Genomic DNA, 17,805 nt, shown 5'->3' with positions numbered 1-17,805 from the left:
TCGACGCAAATGTTCAGAGCGAACGATCCGGGGTGAGCGCGAACGGGTCCACAAGGACCTTGCATTGGGTCGTTCGCTTCCGGAGCGCTTCGAATGTCCCAGGCATCGCGTCGAGGCTCACCACGTCGGACACCAGATTTTGGGGACGATAACGGCCGGAATCGAGCGCTTCGATTGCCTGTGCAAATTCGTGCATGTCAAAAAAGACCGACATGATGACCTGCACCTCCTTGGAGATGGCCCGGAAGCTGTCCATTCGGTCGGGCACCGTGCACAGGCCGAGCACAAGGACGCGGCCACGCGGCCGGACAAGCCCGATGCAGTGGTCGATGAGGCCGGGCTTGCCGACGCATTCAAAGACGATATCCGGCGCCCCGCCGCAGGCCTGCGCCACCCGCGCGGTCATGTCGTCTCCCGAAAGCACGAAGCCAGTGGCTCCGAGCGACATGGCGCGCTCCTGCTGATGGTCGTGCAGGTCGGCAATCGCGACGCGGATCGCTCCCAGTCGTCGCGCCCAGAACGCGACCGCGAGGCCAATCGGCCCGGCGCCCACGATCAGGACCCGCTCGCCGGGTTTCATGGCCGCGCGCATGACGCCGTGCAGGGCGACCGCGAGCGGCTCGGCCAGCGCGCCGTCGGCGGCAGATATCCCCCAGGGTAGTCTGCGGCACTGGATCGCGTCCAGGGCGGCATATTCGGCGTAGCCTCCGCCGATCAACTGCATGGTGTCGTGGCACCATGCAGGTTCACCAACCTTGCATGACGAGCAGTTCCCGCAGCCTTTCAATGGGGCCGCCGACACGTGGTCGCCCACCGCGAATTCCGTCACATCGCGGCCGACTTCAAGCACTTCCCCGGAAAACTCATGGCCGATCACGGCACCGGCGTTCAACGCGAAGGTGGGATCTTCCGTCATGTGGAGATCGCTCCCGCAGATGCCGCAGCGGCAGATCTTCAGCAGCACCTGTCCGTGACCTGGTTTCGGGTCGGCGACGGAGCCGATCCGAAGGGGCTTGCCGAGTTGCTCGAAAATGGCCGCTTTCATGATCGTTCACGTTCCCTTGTCGTTCGGAAGGACCAGCCTTCGCCCGACCGGAAACCACGGCGCGTCGAAACGGCTCGACACGAAGCCCCAGATGCCGCCGCGGGCATAGATCGCCATGAACAAGGTCAGGCAGCCAAGGACCACCATGTAGATCGCGCCATATTGGCTGAAGAAACGGTCCGCAAAGAAATAGAGCAGCGCACCGATGATCGCGCCCTCGATGGAGCCGATGCCGCCGACCATCACGATGAAGATGCTGATGGATGCCCATTTGGGGTCGTAGCCGGAGGCCGGCGTGATACGCAACTGCGCCATGTAGTAGATAGCGCCGGCGAAACCCGTGCCGACCGCGGCGGCGATGAATACCAGAAAACGCAACCTGGACACGTTCACGCCCTGGCTGCCGGCCGATACGGGATTGTCCCGCATGGCGGTCAAGGCGAGTCCATGACGCGAGCGCAGCAGCCAGTAGGAGCCGCCGACGGTGACGAGCAGGAGGATCGCACACAATATGGTCATGGCGACTTCCCGCTCATGCAGGCGGTATTGCGTCATCACGCGCAGGGTGAGCCCCGCGCCTGCGTTCACGAAGTCGAGGTTTGTCGTCACGAGCCGGACGGCCTCGGCGACCACCCACGTGCCGATGGCGAAATATGGACCGTCGAGACGGTGAAGGAGCAGATAGGTCGGCACCGACAGAATTGCCGGGACGATCATCGCCAGCGGGACCGCAAGGAACGGATTGACGCCGAACTTCTGGCACAGAACGAAGAGCGCATATCCGGCCGCTCCAATGAAGGCCTGCTGGCCCACCGACACGAGCCCGGCGTAGCCGGCGAGCAGGTTCCACATCTGGGCGATCGCGATGTAGCAACTGAGCTCGACCGCCCAGCGGATCCATCCACTGTCGGCCCACCACGGCATGGCAATGAGCGCCATGAGTGCCACGACCGACAGTGACATCGCGATGCGGCTCGACAAAGTGTGGCGCTGTACATTCACGATCGGAAGGGTCGTCATCTCGTTTGCCACCACACGTCACCTGCGCTTCATCATCACGCCCTCGGGCCGGATGGCGAGGGCTGCAAGGAATATGACGTGCCCGAACAGGATCCCCCAGCCGGGGTCGATGCGAAAGCCGATCGCCTGTGCAACGCCGAGCACCATCGACCCCACAAAGGCGCCCCAGAGTGAGCCCATGCCGCCGATGATGACCGCCTCGAAGGCGTAGATCAGTTGCGCCGGGCCATCGGCGGGAGACACCGTGGCGCGGAGCGACTGGAAGACCGCGGCGATGCCGAGAATCGCCACGGCGATTGCAGTCGACGCGGCGTAGATGGTCTTGGGATTGACGCCGGTCATGGCCGCCGCCTCGGTGTCGGCGGCCGCTGCCCGCAATCCACGCCCGAAGCGCGTTCCACGGATGACAAAATCGAGGCTGGCCGTCAGGACGATCGCCGTAACCAGCACGATGACCGGAAGCACCCCGATATAGACGCCGCCGAGATCGATCGATGCGCTCTCCAACCCGCCGCCTCGCAATGACCGCGTATCCGCCGACCAGATCTGGAGCATCAGATTCTGGAGTGCGATGGACAGGCCGAACGTGGCGATCAGGGAGGGCAACGGATCCTCGCCGACGACCTTGTTGAGGATACCGCGCTGCAAGGCCCAGCCGAGGGCCGCTGCGAGCGGCACCAGGACGACAATGAGCGACAACGTTCCCAGCGAGAACGCAGCCGCAAGCGAAATGCCCGTCAACGCCAGCAGGATCATCAGGTCGCCATGCGCAATGTTGACGATGCGCATGACCCCGAACATCAACGCCATGCCGAGCGCGTACTGGGCATACATGCCGCCGAGCAGAACGCCCTGAATCAGCGCATCAAGCCACTGCATGATTGGCTCCGAAATAAGCCTCGGCGATCGCCTCGCGGGTCATCGTGTTCGAGTCGCCGGTGAGCGTGATGCGTCCTTCCAGCATGCAATACAGGCGATCGGAGGCGCGCTGCGCCAGCGAGACGTCCTGCTCCACCAGAACGAGCGCAGTGCCGGCCTGGCGGATCATCGGCAGGACGTCGTAGATTTCGTGAATGACCTTCGGCGCAAGGCCCAGCGAGATCTCGTCGCACAACAGCACCATCGGCTGCGTCAACAGGGCGCGACCGATCGCCACCATCTGCTGCTGGCCGCCCGACAGGTTATGGACCACCTGATCGCGGCGCTCGCGGAGGATCGGAAACAGCTTGTAGATCCGCTCGATCGTCCAGAGTGAGGCAACGTTCTCGCCTCTCTGCGGCTTGCGCCCGTAGTCGATCGCGACGCGCAGATTGTCCTCGATGCTCATGCCCGCGAACAGCCGGCGGCCTTCCGGGACAATGCCGATGCCGTTCCGGACCATCGCGTGCGGCTTGCTCCCGCCGACGGACTCGCCCCTGAAGCGAACCATGTCGCGTGCGACCGAAAGCAACCCGAGGATCGACCGCAGCAGGGTTGATTTCCCAGCGCCATTCGCACCGATCAGGGCAACGACCTCGCCGGCGCGCACCTCGAAATCGACGCCGAACAACGCCTGGAAGTCTCCATACCCCGCGGTGAGCGCGTGGGTCGAGAGCATTGGCTCTTCGCTCATGCCTCGAGCCCCATGTAGATGCGCCGCACATCCGGGTCGGCGATCACCATCTGGGGCGCGCCGTCGGCGATCATCTCGCCGAAATTGAGTACGATGATGCGGCTGGCGACCGCCAGCACGGCATGCAGCACGTGCTCGATCCACAGAACGGTGATGCCTCGCTCCCGGATCCTCCGAACGAGATCGACCAACTCCCGGGACTCCTGATCTGTCAGGCCGCCGGCGATCTCGTCGAGCAGCAGCAGCTTTGGATTACCCGCCAGTGCACGTGCCAATTCCAGCCGCTTGCGATCGAGCAGCGTCAGCGATCCCGCGCGCCGATTGGCTTTGTCGGCGAGCCCGCACTCCCTAAGGACCGCCGCGCAACTGCGATGCGCGGCATCTTCGTCGAGCTTCGCGCCGAACATGGCCGTGACGAGCAAATTCTCGAATGTCGTCATGCCGCCATAGGGTTTCGGGATCTGGTAGGTGCGACCGATGCCCTTTCGGCATCGGATGTGGGGCGGCTCGTTCGTCAGTTTCTCGCTGGAAAGGCAGATCTCTCCCGTTTCTGTCGCCAGATCGCCGCTGATCAGGTTGAACAGCGTGGTCTTCCCGGCACCGTTCGGACCTAGAATGCCGAGCACCTCGCCTTCGCGGACATCGAAGGAGATGTCCTGAATGACGCGCAAGGCCCCGAAAGCCTTTCCGAGACCTTGCACCGACAACAGCGGATTGCCACTCATCAAGAAAGCCTGCCCCCGGCTCACGACCAACGAATGAGCTGCATCTTGGCCTCCGGCTCGATGATCGGCGACACCGTGGTGTCGACGATTTTCAGGTCGTACGGAAATTTCTGACCCTTTACCCATTGGCCGCCGAAGATGGCCGTCTTGCAGATGTTGGGGTGCGGGCCGCCGGCAAACGAGACCTTGCCCACCAGGGTTTCCAGATTGGTGGCCTTCAGGGCGTCCCGGTTGGCGGAGCGATCCAGCGGATCGGCCGACCGCTTCAGGCTATCCAGGACGACCTCCCACAGCGCGTGGGAATAGCCGAGCGGCTGTGTCCACTGCTTGCCAGTCTCTTTCTCCCAGGCATTGGCGAGATCCCGGCTGCGCTCACCGGTCAGTGACGATTTGAAGGGGAACGTCGGAGTCCACCACACCTCGGTGCTCATGCCTTCGCCAAGTTCACCCATCGCCTCGATGCCCGAGGGGAAGAGCAGCGCGGCTGCGACCGTCACCACCTTCGGCCGGTAGTTCTGTTGCTTGCACTGCGTGATGAAGGTCTTCAGATCGGGAACGTAGGAGATGCCGCCGACGAGATCGCACTCGTTCTTCCTGAATTCCGAGATCTGCGCCGAGAAATCGTTGGTGAGCGGCTGGAACATGGATGGCGAGGTGGCCGCAAATCCGGCCTTCTTGACCGCCGGCGGCAGTCCGTAGTCGTTGTTGCCCCACGTCTCGCCGTCCGAATTGCGCGGAAAGAGCATGCCGATCTTCTTGTTGGTCTCGACCGATTTCCAGAGAGCGACATAGGTCGCAAGCACGTCCTCGAGGCCCCAGAACATGTGATAGGTCCACTCGAACGCCTTGCCGGCACCGCCCCGCGGCATGACGAAGGCCTGCCAGGGCGAGCTGGAGGACATCGACGGCACCCCGTAGAGCTCGCACTGGTCCGCGGTCGGATTGTTGATATCCGTGGTCGAGGCCGGGACCATGAAGTGGACCTTCTGGTTGAGGATCAGATCACCGGCAAGCTCGGCGGCCTTGTTGGGGTTGGATTGCGCATCGCGGGCGAGGATCTCGACCTGATAGGTCTTTCCGCCGACTTGCAGCCCCTTGGCAAGCAGGGCCCTGATCCGCGCAAGCGAGAAGTTGTCGGTCTCGCCGAACAGGCCGAGCGGACCGGTCATCGGGCTGACCAAACCGATCTTGATGGTGTTCGCCTGCGCATTTGCGACCCAGGGCATGGCAAGGGTTGCGGCGCCGGCGCCGGCGGCCTTCAGCATGGCGCGACGGGTCAAAGACGAATTGGAATTCCGCGAACGGATGTTGGTCATGTGTCTCCTCCATATTGATACTTGATTCGATCCGGCCGCTTCTTCGTCGTATCCGGATCGGTTTGCACGCTACGCCGGGACCGCTTCCTTCATCGGCCGCAACAACACGCCGCCGTCGATCACGATTTCCGATCCGGTCATGTAGGAGGACGCAGACGAGGCCAGCAGCAGCGCCACGCCCTTGATCTCCGAGGTCTCGGCCACGCGGCCGAGCACCGACCAATCGGTAAATGCCTTCCGGTCTTCGGGATTGGCCATGCGTCCGTCCGCGATATTGGTGATGAACGGACCGGGCGCGATGGCATTGACCAGGATGTTGTAGCGTCCGAGCTCCATCGCCGCCTGGCGGACGAGGTGGCTGACACCGGCCTTGGCTGGCATGTAGGGCGTGCCCACGATCGGCTCGTTGTAACTCGCCGCGATGGACGAGGTGGCGATGATGCGTCCGCCGCCGGTCAGCTTCATCTCACGCGCGGCCAGCTTGATCGTGTTGAAGACGCTCGTCAGGTTCGTCGCGATCACCTTGTCCCAGTGGTGGTCGTCGAGATTGTCGATCTGGCCTTCATCGTTGCGCTGACCAAGGGGATCGAGGAAGCCCGGGCCGGCGTCGATGCCGGCATTCGCAAAGACCACGTCCAGGCGTCCATGGCGGCGCACCACCTCGGCAAACGCAGCGCTCATGGCGGCGCGGTCCGTCACGTCCACCGTGAGACCCCAGGCGTCACCGCCTGCGGCCTTCATCTCGGACACCGTCTTGTCGAGCCTCTTCGAATCGAGATCGAACAGACAGACCCGGGCGTCATTCTCCGACATGACTTCGGCATAGGCCCGTCCGATGCCCGACGCGGCACCGGTGACGATCACGGACTTTCCGCGAACGTCGAACATTTCCTGCAAGGACATGGCGTTTCCCCAATTGCTGCAACAAAGCTCAGATGAACATGTCTTTGTTGATCGGGATGCCCTGTGCCTCGCAGTAGCGGGTGTAGTGATCGATGAACCAGAAGACGTCGGCCGTGAAATCATACTTGCCGTTGTCGTCAAAGAATTCGACAGCCCCGCTCAGCCAGAACAGCGCTTTCATGCCGTTGGGGTCGTCGGAGTAGAGCGTGTGTGCAGTGCCGGGAAGCTCGTAGACGAAGTCGCCGGGCCTGGCGATCCAGTCATACTCGTAATAGCCCCAGGAGCCCTCGAGTGTGATCGCCGACACGAGGCCGCGATGCTTGTGCGTCCCGATCCGGCCGCCGCCCTTGACCCACAGGATGTTGGCGGCGGTGTTGTTGCGCACGTCGAAGCACAGATGCTTGATGGATGCGACCTCGCCGAACGGGACCCAGGGAGAGGATTTGTCGTCTCCTGCGATGTACGCCCCTTCCTTGGCGAACTTCCTGATGGCGTCCGCGTGCGGCTCCTCCGGCAGGTTCACGATCTTGCTTGCGTCCCGCATTTCTGGCTTCCCCCGATGTCTCGAATTGTTGGCCAGAGGTAACCATCCCGGTCCGAAAACGGTCAAAGGGGAAATCGTTGCTGCGTTGCAGTCGGCGGTTTCGTGGCGACTCAACCTATTGAAGATAGTGGAGATAATTCCGCCGCCGCACGACGCGCGGGATGTGGTCAGGCTGGTCAATGCGCGAAGAAATGGATCATATGGTCAAATCGGATTGACCATATGATCTAAAATTGGCCAATCTCTACGGGCAAAGCCACCGCTTTCCGAGTGGCGCAAACCGGGCGAGGGACTGAATGATATCCAAGCTGGAGGAGAGCAGCCTGCTCGATCGTGGCGGCAGGCCCACCCTGCGCGATATGCTGTCCCAGCTCGTCTACAATCCGGCACAGGCCCACATCAGTCTGCGCAACACGCGTCTTGTGCTGCATCGCGCCTCGATCGCCGTTCAATTGCAGGAGGAGTTGGTCCGCCGCTTCGGACCGCACGAGGCGCGCGTCATTCTGCTCCGGCTGGGGTTTCAATCGGGAAAGCAGGACGCCGAATTCATCCGCACGTCCTGGCCCGGCCTCGACATCGGCGACGCGTTCACCGCGGGTACCCGATTGCATACGATGACCGGCGTCGTCCGCGTGCAAACCGTCTACAACGATTTCGACTTCAAGCAGAACAAGTTCGCCGCGGAGTTTCTATGGCACGGCGGAATGGAGGCGACCGAGTTTCTCAATCGCAATCGGAACGTGTCGGAGCCTGTGTGCTGGATGCAGGTTGGCTACGCGTCGGGATATGCCAGCTCCTTCTTCGACAAGCTGATCGTCTACAAGGAGACCGAATGTGCCGCGATGGGGCACAAGCATTGCCGCGTGACCGGCAAGACCGCCGACACCTGGGGCGCCGACGATCCCATGGTTCGCATCTTCCACGAGGAGGTTCTCCCATCGCTTTCGGAGCTTCCCGGGAGAGCCGTCCATTCAAAGCCGGCTGCACGGACGCCGCGCAGAATGGCCAGACAGGAAGGCGCCTCGCTCGAAGACGTGGTGCTGAGGCCGGTCCGCGACCGGCTCGACAGCATCGCCGCCAAAGGGCTGCCTTCGCTCATCGTGGGGCCGCGCGGCTCCGGAAAACATCTGGCAGCGCGTTATCTGCACCACACACGCCACGGCATAGGCGGACGCCTGCAGCGGATGATCTGCGGTTCGCTGACGGCTGGCGAGATCGACGATCGCCTGCGAAAGCTCAAGCTGTCGCGCGAGACCTGGCTTCTGGAGCATATCGAAACGCTACCGGAAACGTGCCAGCTCCTGCTGGCTGAAAGGATGGAGAACCAGGATCTGCCACAGGGGCTCCAACTGATCGGCACCTCCGCGCATCGTCTGAGCGAACTCTCCGAGATGCCATCGCTGCGTCGGGACTTCCTCTTCGGTCTTGCGGTCCTGCCGGTGGAACTGCTCGGGCTTCGGGATCGGGGCAGCGAGATCTCCGACATCGCCCATGCGATGCTTGCGAGCATCGACAAGCATGATGCACCCGCGCGGCACCGCCTTTCCCCTGCCGCGCTCGACGCGCTTGAGACCATGGACATCGCGGGCAACCTTCCGCAACTCCGCTCCGTGCTGCAAAGTGCGATGTTCATTGCAGAGTCGGGCGGAGCCAAGGGGCCCCCGTGGGAGATCGGGCCGAACCATGTCGCGAACCTTCTGGGGACGAGGCGTCAAAGTTTCGAGAATGGCTTGGCGAGTGGGATTCTCGATCTCATCACCGCCGGGAAGCTGACGATCGACGAGTTGAACCAGCAGATCTATGCCGAGGCCCTGCAGCGCTCCGGTGGAAAGGCTTCCGCGGCGGCGAGGATGCTGGGCATCACGCGACCGCAGCTCGTCTATCGGACGAAACCCGTTGCGCTCGACAGGTAGCGGCCACCGCTGGCGGCCGCGGCCTCAAGATGCGAGCGTCGGCGACAATGCAAAGTGCGCCTTCAAAGCCTCGATGAGGCTGCGGACGGCCGGACGCTCCGCGCGATTGCGCGGCACCAGTGCCTTGATCCAGAATTCCGGGACGGGATAGTCGGGAAGGATCCGGACGAGTTGTCCGGACGACAAGGCTGGCCGGACGATGTGTGCGGCAAGCCGCGCGATGCCCATGCCGGCGAGGGCGGCGCGCAACAGGAGCTGGCTGTCGTTGGCGCTGAGCCGCGCCTTGATCTCGATGTTGATCAGTCCGCGGCGGCTCTCGAAACCCCAGCTCAATCCGGTCGTCGCGAATGTGAGGCAATCGTGCTGGACCAGATCGCGCGGGTGGCTCGGCTCCCCATAGCGCGCGAGATAGGCCGGCGCGGCGCAAAGCACGCGTGGATATGCGCTGAGTGGCTCGTCGATGACGCCGGGATAGGACGTCGGCAGCGCGCCGATTGCAATGTCAAAACCTTCCTCGACGGGATTGACCGAGCGATCGAGCATGACCAGCTCGATGCTCACCTTCGGGTGGGCCAATTGGAAGTTGGTCAGCACCTCGCCGAGACTGACGATGGCGATCGTCGTCGGCGATTTGATGCGCAGATGTCCTTCGATCTCCGCCGACGATAGTTCCGATTCCCGGAAGATGCTGTCGAGCTGGCCGACAGCCGCCCGCAGGCGGGGCAACCGCATTTCGCCGTCCGGCGTCAGCGTGATGCGGCGCGTCGAGCGTTGCAGCAGCCGGACTCGCATCTGGTCTTCGAGCCGGTTGATGCGCTTGGTGATCACGGAGGGAACGACACCGAGCTGTCGCGCCGCCGCCGTCAGGCTGCCGGTCTCCGCCACCAGCAGGAAGGCCTTGATGTTCAAGATCGTATCCACCGTGATTCCCCAATCGTTGCGGGCCGCGGCCACGATCGCATTTTTTCCAAATCGAGAAAACTGAACAAGCAAATAACATGATTTATTTCCGCTTTGGACGAGCGCATGTCTGGGGGGCTGCCTCGGAGGCGGCGAAAAAAGACGTCAGACAGGGACAAACCCAGGGATCGCAAGCAGCATGGGCGCAGCTTCCACCTCCTTTCGGACCAAGGCCTCGACCGCGACGCGCACCGTCGTGCGCAGCGGCTCCCGGCCGTTGCAGAGCTCGGCCGATATCTGCGTGGTCGGCTCGGGCATCGCCGGGGTGTCCGCCGCCATCGAGGCGGCACGGCTCGGTCGCAAGGTGCTGCTGATCGACGGCCTTCCCGTGCTCGGGGGCCAGGCCGTCAACTCCATCGTCGGCACCATCTGCGGCATGTTCTCCAACGGCAAGGACGGTTACCAGGTGACCTACGGCATTGCCGAGGACATCATCCGCGATCTGTCCAAGAACGGCGCGATCCATTATCGGCAGGGTGTCAACAACATCATCATCTACGACGAGGTCGCGCTCGGCCGCTGGATCGAGAACGCGATCCGGGACGCCGGCATCAATGTGTTGCTCGGCGCCGTGCTGCGCGAGGTCGAAGTCCGCGACCGGCGCGTGCGCGCGCTTGGACTGGCGACGCGCTACGGCGACGTCCGCGTCGAGGCCAACGGTTTCGTCGATGCCAGCGGTGACGCGGCATTGGTGTGGCAAGCCGGCTTTCCCTGCCAGGAGGCGGCAGACGGCCCGGTGTTCGGCACCCAGATGGTGGTGCTCGAGGGGATCGATGAGGCCCATGTGCCGAGCCGCGAGGAGCTGCCGGCACGGATGCGCGATCGCGCCGAGCATTACGGCCTGGTCCGGCGCGAGGGATTGAGCTTCATCATTCCCGGCCGCGGCATCGCAGCGATGAACATGACGCATGTGGAGACGCCGCTCGATCCGTTCGAGATGTCGAACAAGACGCTCGAGGGCCGTGAGCAGGCGGACCGCGCCGTGACCTTCCTCAGGCGCGAGTTTCCCAAGGCCTTTGGCAAGGCGCGCGTGCGCGCCTACGGTTTTCCGGGCATCCGTCAGACACGCTGGATCCGTGGCCGCCAGCAGCTCACGGTCGACGACGTCATCACCGGGCGGACGTTCGACGACGCCGTCGCACGCACCGCCTGGCCGATCGAGTTGCACGATTCCGGTACCGACCATGTCTGGCGGCCGTTCGGCGAGGACCACATGCATTACGTGCCCTTCGGCTGCCTGACGCCGGCGGACGCCGACAATGTCGTTGCGGCCGGACGCTGCATCGATGCGGACAATGCGGCCTTGTCCAGCGTGCGCGTCATGGGGCCGTGCATTGCCATGGGCGCGGCTGCGGCCCACGCGCTGGATCTCGCCGGCACCGGCAGTGTCCACCAGATCGATATGGCTGCGTTGCGCCACCGCCTGCGGGACAATCTCGAACGCAACGTCAGCGGCCACGAGGTGGCGCGCAGCATTCGTTCCTTCAAGGAAGCGAGCGCCTGACATGAAACTCACCGACGTCGAGCAGGGAATGCTGGACGGCGCCGAGGGCGCAGCCGTCCAGAAGGCCATGGATCTCCTGATCCGCTATGGCGAGGCGCTTGGTGCCGAGCGTCTGGTGGAGACCAACAACGTCTGCGGCACCTTCGTGGCCGCCGGACCGATGATCCGCGAGTTCGCCAGCAAGGGCAACGACGCGATCTTCTCCGAGTTCAATCTCGACAGCACCGAACATGTGGCGATGCCGCCGGTGAAAGCCTACACCTGCCATCTCATCATGGGAATCGACAGCGAGCATCCCGAGATGCGCCAGGTTTCCGAAGACGCCGCGCGGGTACAAACCGAAGGAGAGAAGTTCTTCGGCGCAAAGGGCATCAACATGCTCTCGACCTGCACGCCCTATCAGGTCGGCAACGTGCCGGTGATGGGCGAGCATTGCGCCTGGATGGAATCATCGGCCGTGATCTACTGCAACTCCGTGCTGGGTGCTCGCACCAATACCGAGGGACGGGAGAGCACGGGCGCCGCGAGCATCACCGGGCGAATTCCCTATTTCGGCCTGCATATCCCGGAGAACCGGCACGCGACACACCTCGTCGACGTCAGGGTGTCCGTCGACGACATGATGGACTGGGGATTGCTGGGTTACGCCATCGGCGAAATGGTCGAGGAGGACATTCCGGTGTTTCGCGGCCTCGAGTCCCAGCCCAGCCTGATCAAGCTGAAGCATTTCGGCGCGGCCGCGGCCTCGTCCGGCGGCGTCGAGATGTATCACATGCCGAGCGTCACGCCCGAAACCAGGTCGGAGGAGGGCGCGCTCGGCGGCTCCGCGCCGCGCGCGAGCTGGATCTACGGACCTCAGGAGCGACGCGCCGCGTACGAGAAACTGAATTCGACGGCGTCTTCGGCCGATGTCGATTTCATCATGCTCGGCTGTCCGCACAATTCGATCGAGCAGGTCTGGCAGGTCGCGCGCCTTCTGGAGGGCCGGCGCATCAGTCCCAACACCTCGCTGTGGGTCTTCACGCCGCGTGCGTTGAAGGAGGTCGCCGATCGCAGCGGCTACACCGACGTCATCAAGGCCGCCGGCGGTCACGTGCTCAGCGATACCTGCCCGGCGATCTCGCGCATCATGCCCAAGGGCACCAGGGTCGTCGCGACCGACTCGGCGAAACAGGCCCATTATCTTCCGGCCATCACCGGCGTTCAGGCCTGGTTCGGTTCGGTGGCCGATTGTGTCGAGGCCGCCGTGGCGGGACGCTGGACGGGAGGATTGCGATGAGCATGATCGTCCTGCACGGCCGCAAGGTGGTGGGTGGCGTATCGGAAGGCGAGGCGCTCGTCACGCGTGAGACCATCTCCGGGTGGGGCGGCATCGATCCGCGGACCGGCAAGGTGGTCGAGACGCGCCACGAACTTTGCGGCGTCTCGTTCAAGGACAAGATTCTGGTGTTTCCGGGCGCCAAGGGTTCGTCGGGCTGGTCGCAGTATTTTCATCTCGCACGGCTCGCCGGCACCGCGCCCAAGGCCATTCTCTACAACCGGACCACGACCAAGGTTGCGCTCGGTGCGGTGGTGATGAGGGTGCCGGCGCTCACCGATTTCGACCGCGACCCGCTTTCGATCATCGAAGACGGTGACTGGGTCAGGGTCGATGCCGATCGGGGCATCGTGGAGATCACCAAGAAGAGTTCCTAGAGCTCAGAGGCCGGCCCTGCCGGCGCCGCGCGGCATGCCTCCGGCAAGAGAGGTGAAGCGCGAGAGGAGGAGGTGGCGAGTGAGGCGAGTTCTTTCGTATGTCGCGGCGGCGGTGATCGCCTGCGTCGTGGCGTCGACGGCGAGAGGCGAGGATGATGCCGCGCTGGTCGCTGCCGCCAAGGCCGAAGGCAAGCTGACTTTCTACACCTCGTTTCTCGGCGCGCCGTTCCATCTCGTGGCCATCAAGAGCTTCGAAAAGAAATACGGCATCCCGGTCGAGATGCTGGACGTCCGGGCGAGCGAGCTTCGCGAGCGGTTGCGCACCGAGCAGGCCGCGGGCCGCTTCATCGGCGATGTGATCCAGAACGGCGCGGCGACCATGATCCGTTCGCAGCGCGACGGCGAGCTGCAGCCCCACGGCGGCATCGCCAATACGAGCCGCCTGTCGCCGCGACAAGCCGCGACCGACGTGGTGGTGCCGAGCTACATCCTCGCCTACGGGATCCTCGTCAACACGACCCAGGTCAAGCCTGCCGACGAGCCGAAGAGCTGGAAGGATCTGCTTGATCCGCGTTGGAAGGGCAAGATCCAGTCCGATGACATGCGCGCGCTCGGCGGCGGCCAGGTCATGTTCTCGGTGCTCCAGGACGCATTCGGGCGCGACTATCACGAGAAGCTCGCCGCCCAGCAGCCGATCTTCAGCCGCGACGTCGGCAATGACGAGCGGCGGGTTGCGCGCGGCGAATTTCCGATGCGCATCCCGCAATTGTTCTCCAACACCACGGTGCTGAAGGGGCTTCCGGTCAAGCTGATCATCCCGCAGGAGGGCGTGCCCTATATCCGCTTCGACATGGCCTTGCTGCGAAATGCGCCGCATCCGAACGCTGCGCGGCTGTTCATCAACCACTATCTCAGCGACGAGGTGCAGCTGATCTATGCCAATGCGGGTCTGATTCCCGTGGTCGACCAGCTCGAAGGCCCGGTGAAGGAGGAGATGCGTGCGCTCTCCGGTGCCAAGCTGCTCGGCACCACCGATGTCGACACCCAGGACGCCATGCTGGCGTTGGCGAAGGAAATCTACAAATAGCGGCGGAGACTGCAAACCTCCGGCGGAGGATACATGCTCAACAGACGCGATTGTCCCATTGCTGGCGCGGCGGCGCCGCCGCTTCGTTCCGCCCGGGTGCGGCTGGCCGGCACCGTCCCGTTGCCGGTCCGTCCGGCATCAGCGCTCCCAGTCCGCGTCCGCCAGTACGCCGGCAAGCTGGCGCAGCAGCCGTTCCAGCTCCGCCTTGTCCGCCTTGGCGATCGATTTGAACAGCCGCTGCTGCCGCTGCAACGACACGCGCAGCAGCTTTGCGGAGAGTTTCTGTCCCTCGTCGGTCAAGGTCGCGATGGCGGCGCGGCCGCGGGTCCGGGTCTGCTGTACCGAGACAAGCCGGTTCTTCTGGAGCAAGGCCAGCGCCCGGGAGACGGCCGCCTTGTCGAGATCGACCACGGCCGACAATTCGCCGACATTGAGGGAGTGCGTGCTCTTGAGCGCCAGCAGCAGGCGCCACTCCGCCATGCTCAGGTTCCAGGCTTCGCGATAATAGGTGGAGGCGCTGCGATTGAGACGGGAGCCGATGCTGACGAGCAGCACGGTGATGTGTTGTTCCCCTATCAATCCGCCGATCGGATGCTGGTTGGGCTCGTCCTTCGTCTTGGTGCGCTGCGCAGTCATCCCGTTCTCCCGGATCGCCGGCCACTCTAGCCGATAGGTCCGATTCGAGGCTATTGATCTGGATCAAATTATTTGACATCTCATTTATTGATGGATCAACATAAGACTGTTTCCGGCGTTGGTCACTCTTGCGAAGAAGGGCGAAGCCTCATCATGACGACCGACCCATCGTGCAGCGCGCAACGCTTTGCCGGCGCCGTCGATTGCGATCTCCATCCCGCGGTGCCGGGCATGGACGTCCTGATGCCCTATCTCGACGATTACTGGCGCGAGATGGTCGCCGTCCGCGCGCTCGATCGCCTCAATCTCAGCCTGACCAGCTATCCGCAGAACGCGCCATTGAGCTGCCGCCCGGACTGGAAGCCGGCCGGTGCGGGAAAGCCCGGATCGTCGCTCGCCGCGATGCAGCAACACGTGCTCGATCGCTTCCAGGCCAGTTTCGGTATCCTCAACTGTCTCTATGGCGGCCAGGCCATGCACAGCGAGGATATGGCGGCGGCGTTGTGTCGGGCGACCAATGATTGGATACGCGACGCCTGGCTCGACCGCGATCCCCGCTTGCGTGCCTCGATCATCGTGCCGGCGCACAACACCGAGCTCGCGGTTGCGGAGATCGAACGCGTGGCGGGCGATGGCCGCTTCATCCAGGTGTTGCTCCTCGTGTCCGGCGAGCTCACGCTCGGCCGCCGGCAGCTCTGGCCGATCTACGCCGCGGCCGAGCGGCTCGGTCTTGCGATCGGCGTCCATGCCGGCAGCGCCTATCGCTACGCGCCGACGTCGGTTGGATGGCCGTCCTATTTCATCGAGGATTACATCGCGCAGTCCGGCGCCTTCGAGAACCAGCTGCAGAGCCTGATCTCGGAAGGCGTCTTCGCAAAGTTCCCCCGGCTGCGTGTGGTGATGATCGAATCTGGCCTGACCTGGCTCAGCGGTTTCATCTGGCGCGCCGACAAGACCTGGAAGGGCGTTCGCGCCGAAGTGCCATGGGTGACGCGCGCGCCCTCCGACATCCTGCGCGATCACGTCCGTTTCACGGTGCAGCCGATCGACGATCCCGACGAGGCCGAAGGCTTGCTGCGGCTGGTCGATCACCTCAAATCGGACGAGCTGTTCCTGTTCTCCACCGACTACCCGCACTGGCAGTTTGACGGCGATGCCGCGTTGCCGCCCGGCCTGCCGGAGCCGTTGCTGCAAAAGATCCTGCGCGACAACCCGCTTGCGGCCTATCCGCGGCTTGCGGCGTCCGTCCGCAGCACCGAAGCCGAGGTGAGCGCATGAGCATCGTCGAACTCGATCGCGTCAGTCCTGCCGCCAACAGGCTGCGGGTCATCGATTGCGACATTCATCCCGCCATGACCGCCTGGACGGAGGTTCATCCGTTCCTCGCCCGGCGCTGGATCGATCATCTGACCATCTATGGCAGTCATCTGCGTCATGCCTTCTCCGAAGCGCTGACCCATCCGCGCATGTCGCCGGATGCCGCGCGCGTCGATGCCTATCCGGACGAAGGCGGTCCGCCGGGATCGAGCCTCGCCCTGATGCAGCAGCAGCATCTCGATCCCAACGGTGTCGACCACGGCATCCTGATCCCGCTGCGCTGGAATCCGGGGAGCCAGCGCAATCTGGACTTCGGCGTAGCCCTGACCAAGGCAATGAACACCTGGCAGGTGGAGCGCTGGGTGCGCAACGAGCCGCGTCTGAAGGCGTCGGTCCTGATCGCCCAGGAAGATGCGGCAGGCTCGGTCGCCGAGATCGAGGCGCGGGCAGGTGATCCGAATTTCGTGCAGATCCTGGTCCTGCCGCGCACGGACGAGCCGCTCGGGCGTCGGCGCTACTGGCCGATCTTTGCCGCCGCCGAGCAGGCGGGCCTGCCGATCGCGGTTCACGTCGGTGGCACCAACGGCCATCCCTCGACCGGAGGCGGCTGGCCTTCCTACTACATGGAGGAACATCACGCGGTCGCCGAATCCATGCAGGCCATCGTCAGCAGCCTGGTGTTCGAGGGGGTGTTCGAGCGCTTTCCGAAGCTGCGGATCGTCATCATGGAAGGCGGGCTCGGCTGGATTCCCTCGCTCTGCGCGCGCATGGACAAGCATTGGGCCAAGCTGCGCAGCGAGGTGCCGCACCTGAAACGCTGTCCGTCGGATTATGTGCGGGAACACATCTGGTTCACGACCCAGCCGATGGAGGAGCCGGAACGGGCGTCGCATCTGACGGAGCTGTTCGAGCGGATCGGCTGGGACCGGCTGCTGTTCTCGACCGACTACCCGCATTGGGATTTCGATGACCCGCGCTACGCCTTCAAGGCGCCGCTGAGCGAAGCGCAGCGCCACCAGATATTGTTTGGCAACGCGCAGCAATTCTACGGACTGGCCTGATGACGCGTCATGTCGTTGCCACTGTCGATGAGATTCCGTCCGGCGCACGCAAGATCGTCGAGGTGCAGGGGCGGGAGATCGGGATATTCAACCTGGAAGGCGAGTTCTTCGCCATCGCCAACCGTTGCCCGCATGAAGGCGCATCGCTGTGCAAGGGCCGTATCGTCGGCTTGGTCGAGGCCGATGAGCCGGGCGCCTATCGCTACAGCCGCAGGAACGAGCTCGTGCGCTGCCCCTGGCATGGCTGGGAGTTCGACATCCGTACCGGCAAATCCTGGTGCGATCCACGGCGAACCAAGGTTCGAAGCTACGATCTCAAGCTGGAGCAGGGGAGTGCGCTGGGCGAGGAGGAGCTTCGCGCCGAGACATTTCCCGTGTCGGTCGAGAAGCAATATGTTGTGATCGAGCTTTAGCGCGCGATCGCTGCGCGAGCCGGAAAGAACAACCGGAAAGAACAAGAAGTCAAG

General features: G+C 63.7%; 18 protein-coding genes. 8 read left to right on the top strand and 10 right to left on the bottom strand.

Annotation, left to right across the window (positions count from 1 at the left end; genetic code table 11):
• Nucleotides 1–13 precede the first annotated feature (13 nt).
• The 8 genes from GPL20_RS02515 to GPL20_RS02480 form a co-directional block, all read right to left on the bottom strand.
• Complete coding sequence (locus GPL20_RS02515) at nt 14–1,045, bottom strand: alcohol dehydrogenase catalytic domain-containing protein (protein WP_157327330.1); 1,032 nt, start codon at nt 1,043–1,045, stop codon at nt 14–16.
• Nucleotides 1,046–1,051: 6 nt separating this feature from the next.
• Complete coding sequence (locus GPL20_RS02510) at nt 1,052–2,065, bottom strand: branched-chain amino acid ABC transporter permease (protein WP_157327328.1); 1,014 nt, start codon at nt 2,063–2,065, stop codon at nt 1,052–1,054.
• A gap of 18 nt (nt 2,066–2,083) precedes the next feature.
• A complete protein-coding gene (locus GPL20_RS02505; protein ID WP_157327326.1) occupies nt 2,084–2,944 on the bottom strand; it encodes a branched-chain amino acid ABC transporter permease in 861 nt (286 codons plus the stop codon).
• Entirely contained in the window at nt 2,931–3,677 is a 747-nt protein-coding gene (locus GPL20_RS02500) for an ABC transporter ATP-binding protein (RefSeq protein WP_157327324.1), read from the bottom strand. The genes GPL20_RS02505 and GPL20_RS02500 overlap by 14 nt, the downstream gene beginning before the upstream one ends.
• Nucleotides 3,674–4,402 (bottom strand): ABC transporter ATP-binding protein, encoded by a 729-nt coding sequence (locus GPL20_RS02495; RefSeq protein ID WP_157327322.1) that lies wholly within the window; start codon nt 4,400–4,402, stop codon nt 3,674–3,676. The genes GPL20_RS02500 and GPL20_RS02495 overlap by 4 nt, the downstream gene beginning before the upstream one ends.
• A gap of 20 nt (nt 4,403–4,422) precedes the next feature.
• The gene (locus GPL20_RS02490) at nt 4,423–5,718 is read right to left on the bottom strand and encodes an ABC transporter substrate-binding protein (protein ID WP_157327320.1); all 1,296 of its coding nucleotides are present in this window, start codon (nt 5,716–5,718) and stop codon (nt 4,423–4,425) included.
• Between the two features lie 69 nt (nt 5,719–5,787).
• Entirely contained in the window at nt 5,788–6,621 is an 834-nt protein-coding gene (locus GPL20_RS02485; RefSeq protein WP_157327319.1) for an SDR family NAD(P)-dependent oxidoreductase, read from the bottom strand.
• A 28-nt stretch (nt 6,622–6,649) separates the two neighbouring features.
• On the bottom strand, nt 6,650–7,165 hold the full coding sequence (locus tag GPL20_RS02480; RefSeq protein ID WP_157327318.1) for a 2,4'-dihydroxyacetophenone dioxygenase family protein: 516 nt from the start codon (nt 7,163–7,165) through the stop codon (nt 6,650–6,652).
• A gap of 296 nt (nt 7,166–7,461) precedes the next feature.
• Here GPL20_RS02480 and GPL20_RS02475 point away from each other — a divergent pair, with 296 nt between their 5' ends.
• Nucleotides 7,462–9,078 carry a XylR N-terminal domain-containing protein gene (locus GPL20_RS02475; protein WP_157327317.1) on the top strand — a complete coding sequence of 539 codons (1,617 nt, stop codon included), beginning with the start codon at nt 7,462–7,464 and terminating at the stop codon, nt 9,076–9,078.
• A 24-nt stretch (nt 9,079–9,102) separates the two neighbouring features.
• Here the strand turns inward: GPL20_RS02475 and GPL20_RS02470 are convergent, their stop codons facing one another.
• Nucleotides 9,103–9,999 (bottom strand): LysR family transcriptional regulator, encoded by an 897-nt coding sequence (locus tag GPL20_RS02470; RefSeq protein ID WP_254125359.1) that lies wholly within the window; start codon nt 9,997–9,999, stop codon nt 9,103–9,105.
• Between the two features lie 178 nt (nt 10,000–10,177).
• Here GPL20_RS02470 and GPL20_RS02465 point away from each other — a divergent pair, with 178 nt between their 5' ends.
• From GPL20_RS02465 to GPL20_RS02450, 4 genes are all read left to right on the top strand, one after another.
• Nucleotides 10,178–11,542, top strand: a complete 1,365-nt coding sequence (locus GPL20_RS02465; RefSeq protein ID WP_157327315.1) for an FAD-dependent oxidoreductase — start codon at nt 10,178–10,180, stop codon at nt 11,540–11,542.
• Nucleotide 11,543: 1 nt separating this feature from the next.
• The gene (locus GPL20_RS02460) at nt 11,544–12,821 is read left to right on the top strand and encodes an aconitase X (protein WP_157327314.1); all 1,278 of its coding nucleotides are present in this window, start codon (nt 11,544–11,546) and stop codon (nt 12,819–12,821) included.
• On the top strand, nt 12,818–13,237 hold the full coding sequence (locus tag GPL20_RS02455) for an aconitase X swivel domain-containing protein (protein ID WP_205751130.1): 420 nt from the start codon (nt 12,818–12,820) through the stop codon (nt 13,235–13,237). Before GPL20_RS02460 ends, GPL20_RS02455 begins: the two co-directional genes overlap by 4 nt.
• Before the next feature lie 79 nt (nt 13,238–13,316).
• On the top strand, nt 13,317–14,324 hold the full coding sequence (locus GPL20_RS02450; RefSeq protein WP_254125358.1) for an ABC transporter substrate-binding protein: 1,008 nt from the start codon (nt 13,317–13,319) through the stop codon (nt 14,322–14,324).
• A 138-nt stretch (nt 14,325–14,462) separates the two neighbouring features.
• On the opposite strand, the gene GPL20_RS02445 is transcribed toward GPL20_RS02450, so the two are convergent.
• Nucleotides 14,463–14,960: a MarR family winged helix-turn-helix transcriptional regulator gene (locus tag GPL20_RS02445; protein ID WP_157327312.1), complete on the bottom strand. Its 498-nt coding sequence runs from the start codon at nt 14,958–14,960 to the stop codon at nt 14,463–14,465.
• A 153-nt stretch (nt 14,961–15,113) separates the two neighbouring features.
• Here GPL20_RS02445 and GPL20_RS02440 point away from each other — a divergent pair, with 153 nt between their 5' ends.
• Genes GPL20_RS02440 through GPL20_RS02430 form a run of 3 tightly spaced genes read left to right on the top strand, consistent with a single transcriptional unit; the run spans nt 15,114 to nt 17,751 of the window.
• A complete protein-coding gene (locus GPL20_RS02440) occupies nt 15,114–16,238 on the top strand; it encodes an amidohydrolase family protein (RefSeq protein ID WP_157327310.1) in 1,125 nt (374 codons plus the stop codon).
• Entirely contained in the window at nt 16,235–17,338 is a 1,104-nt protein-coding gene (locus tag GPL20_RS02435) for an amidohydrolase family protein (RefSeq protein ID WP_157327308.1), read from the top strand. The genes GPL20_RS02440 and GPL20_RS02435 overlap by 4 nt, the downstream gene beginning before the upstream one ends.
• Nucleotides 17,338–17,751, top strand: coding sequence for a Rieske (2Fe-2S) protein (locus GPL20_RS02430; RefSeq protein ID WP_157327306.1), 414 nt, complete (start codon nt 17,338–17,340; stop codon nt 17,749–17,751). Before GPL20_RS02435 ends, GPL20_RS02430 begins: the two co-directional genes overlap by 1 nt.
• The last annotated feature ends 54 nt before the right edge of the window (nt 17,752–17,805 follow it).

It is taken from the genome of Bradyrhizobium cajani, from assembly GCF_009759665.1.
Lineage (GTDB): Bacteria > Pseudomonadota > Alphaproteobacteria > Rhizobiales > Xanthobacteraceae > Bradyrhizobium > Bradyrhizobium cajani.
Note: the sequence above shows the minus strand (reverse complement) of the source record. Positions and strands in the feature narration are given on the sequence as shown.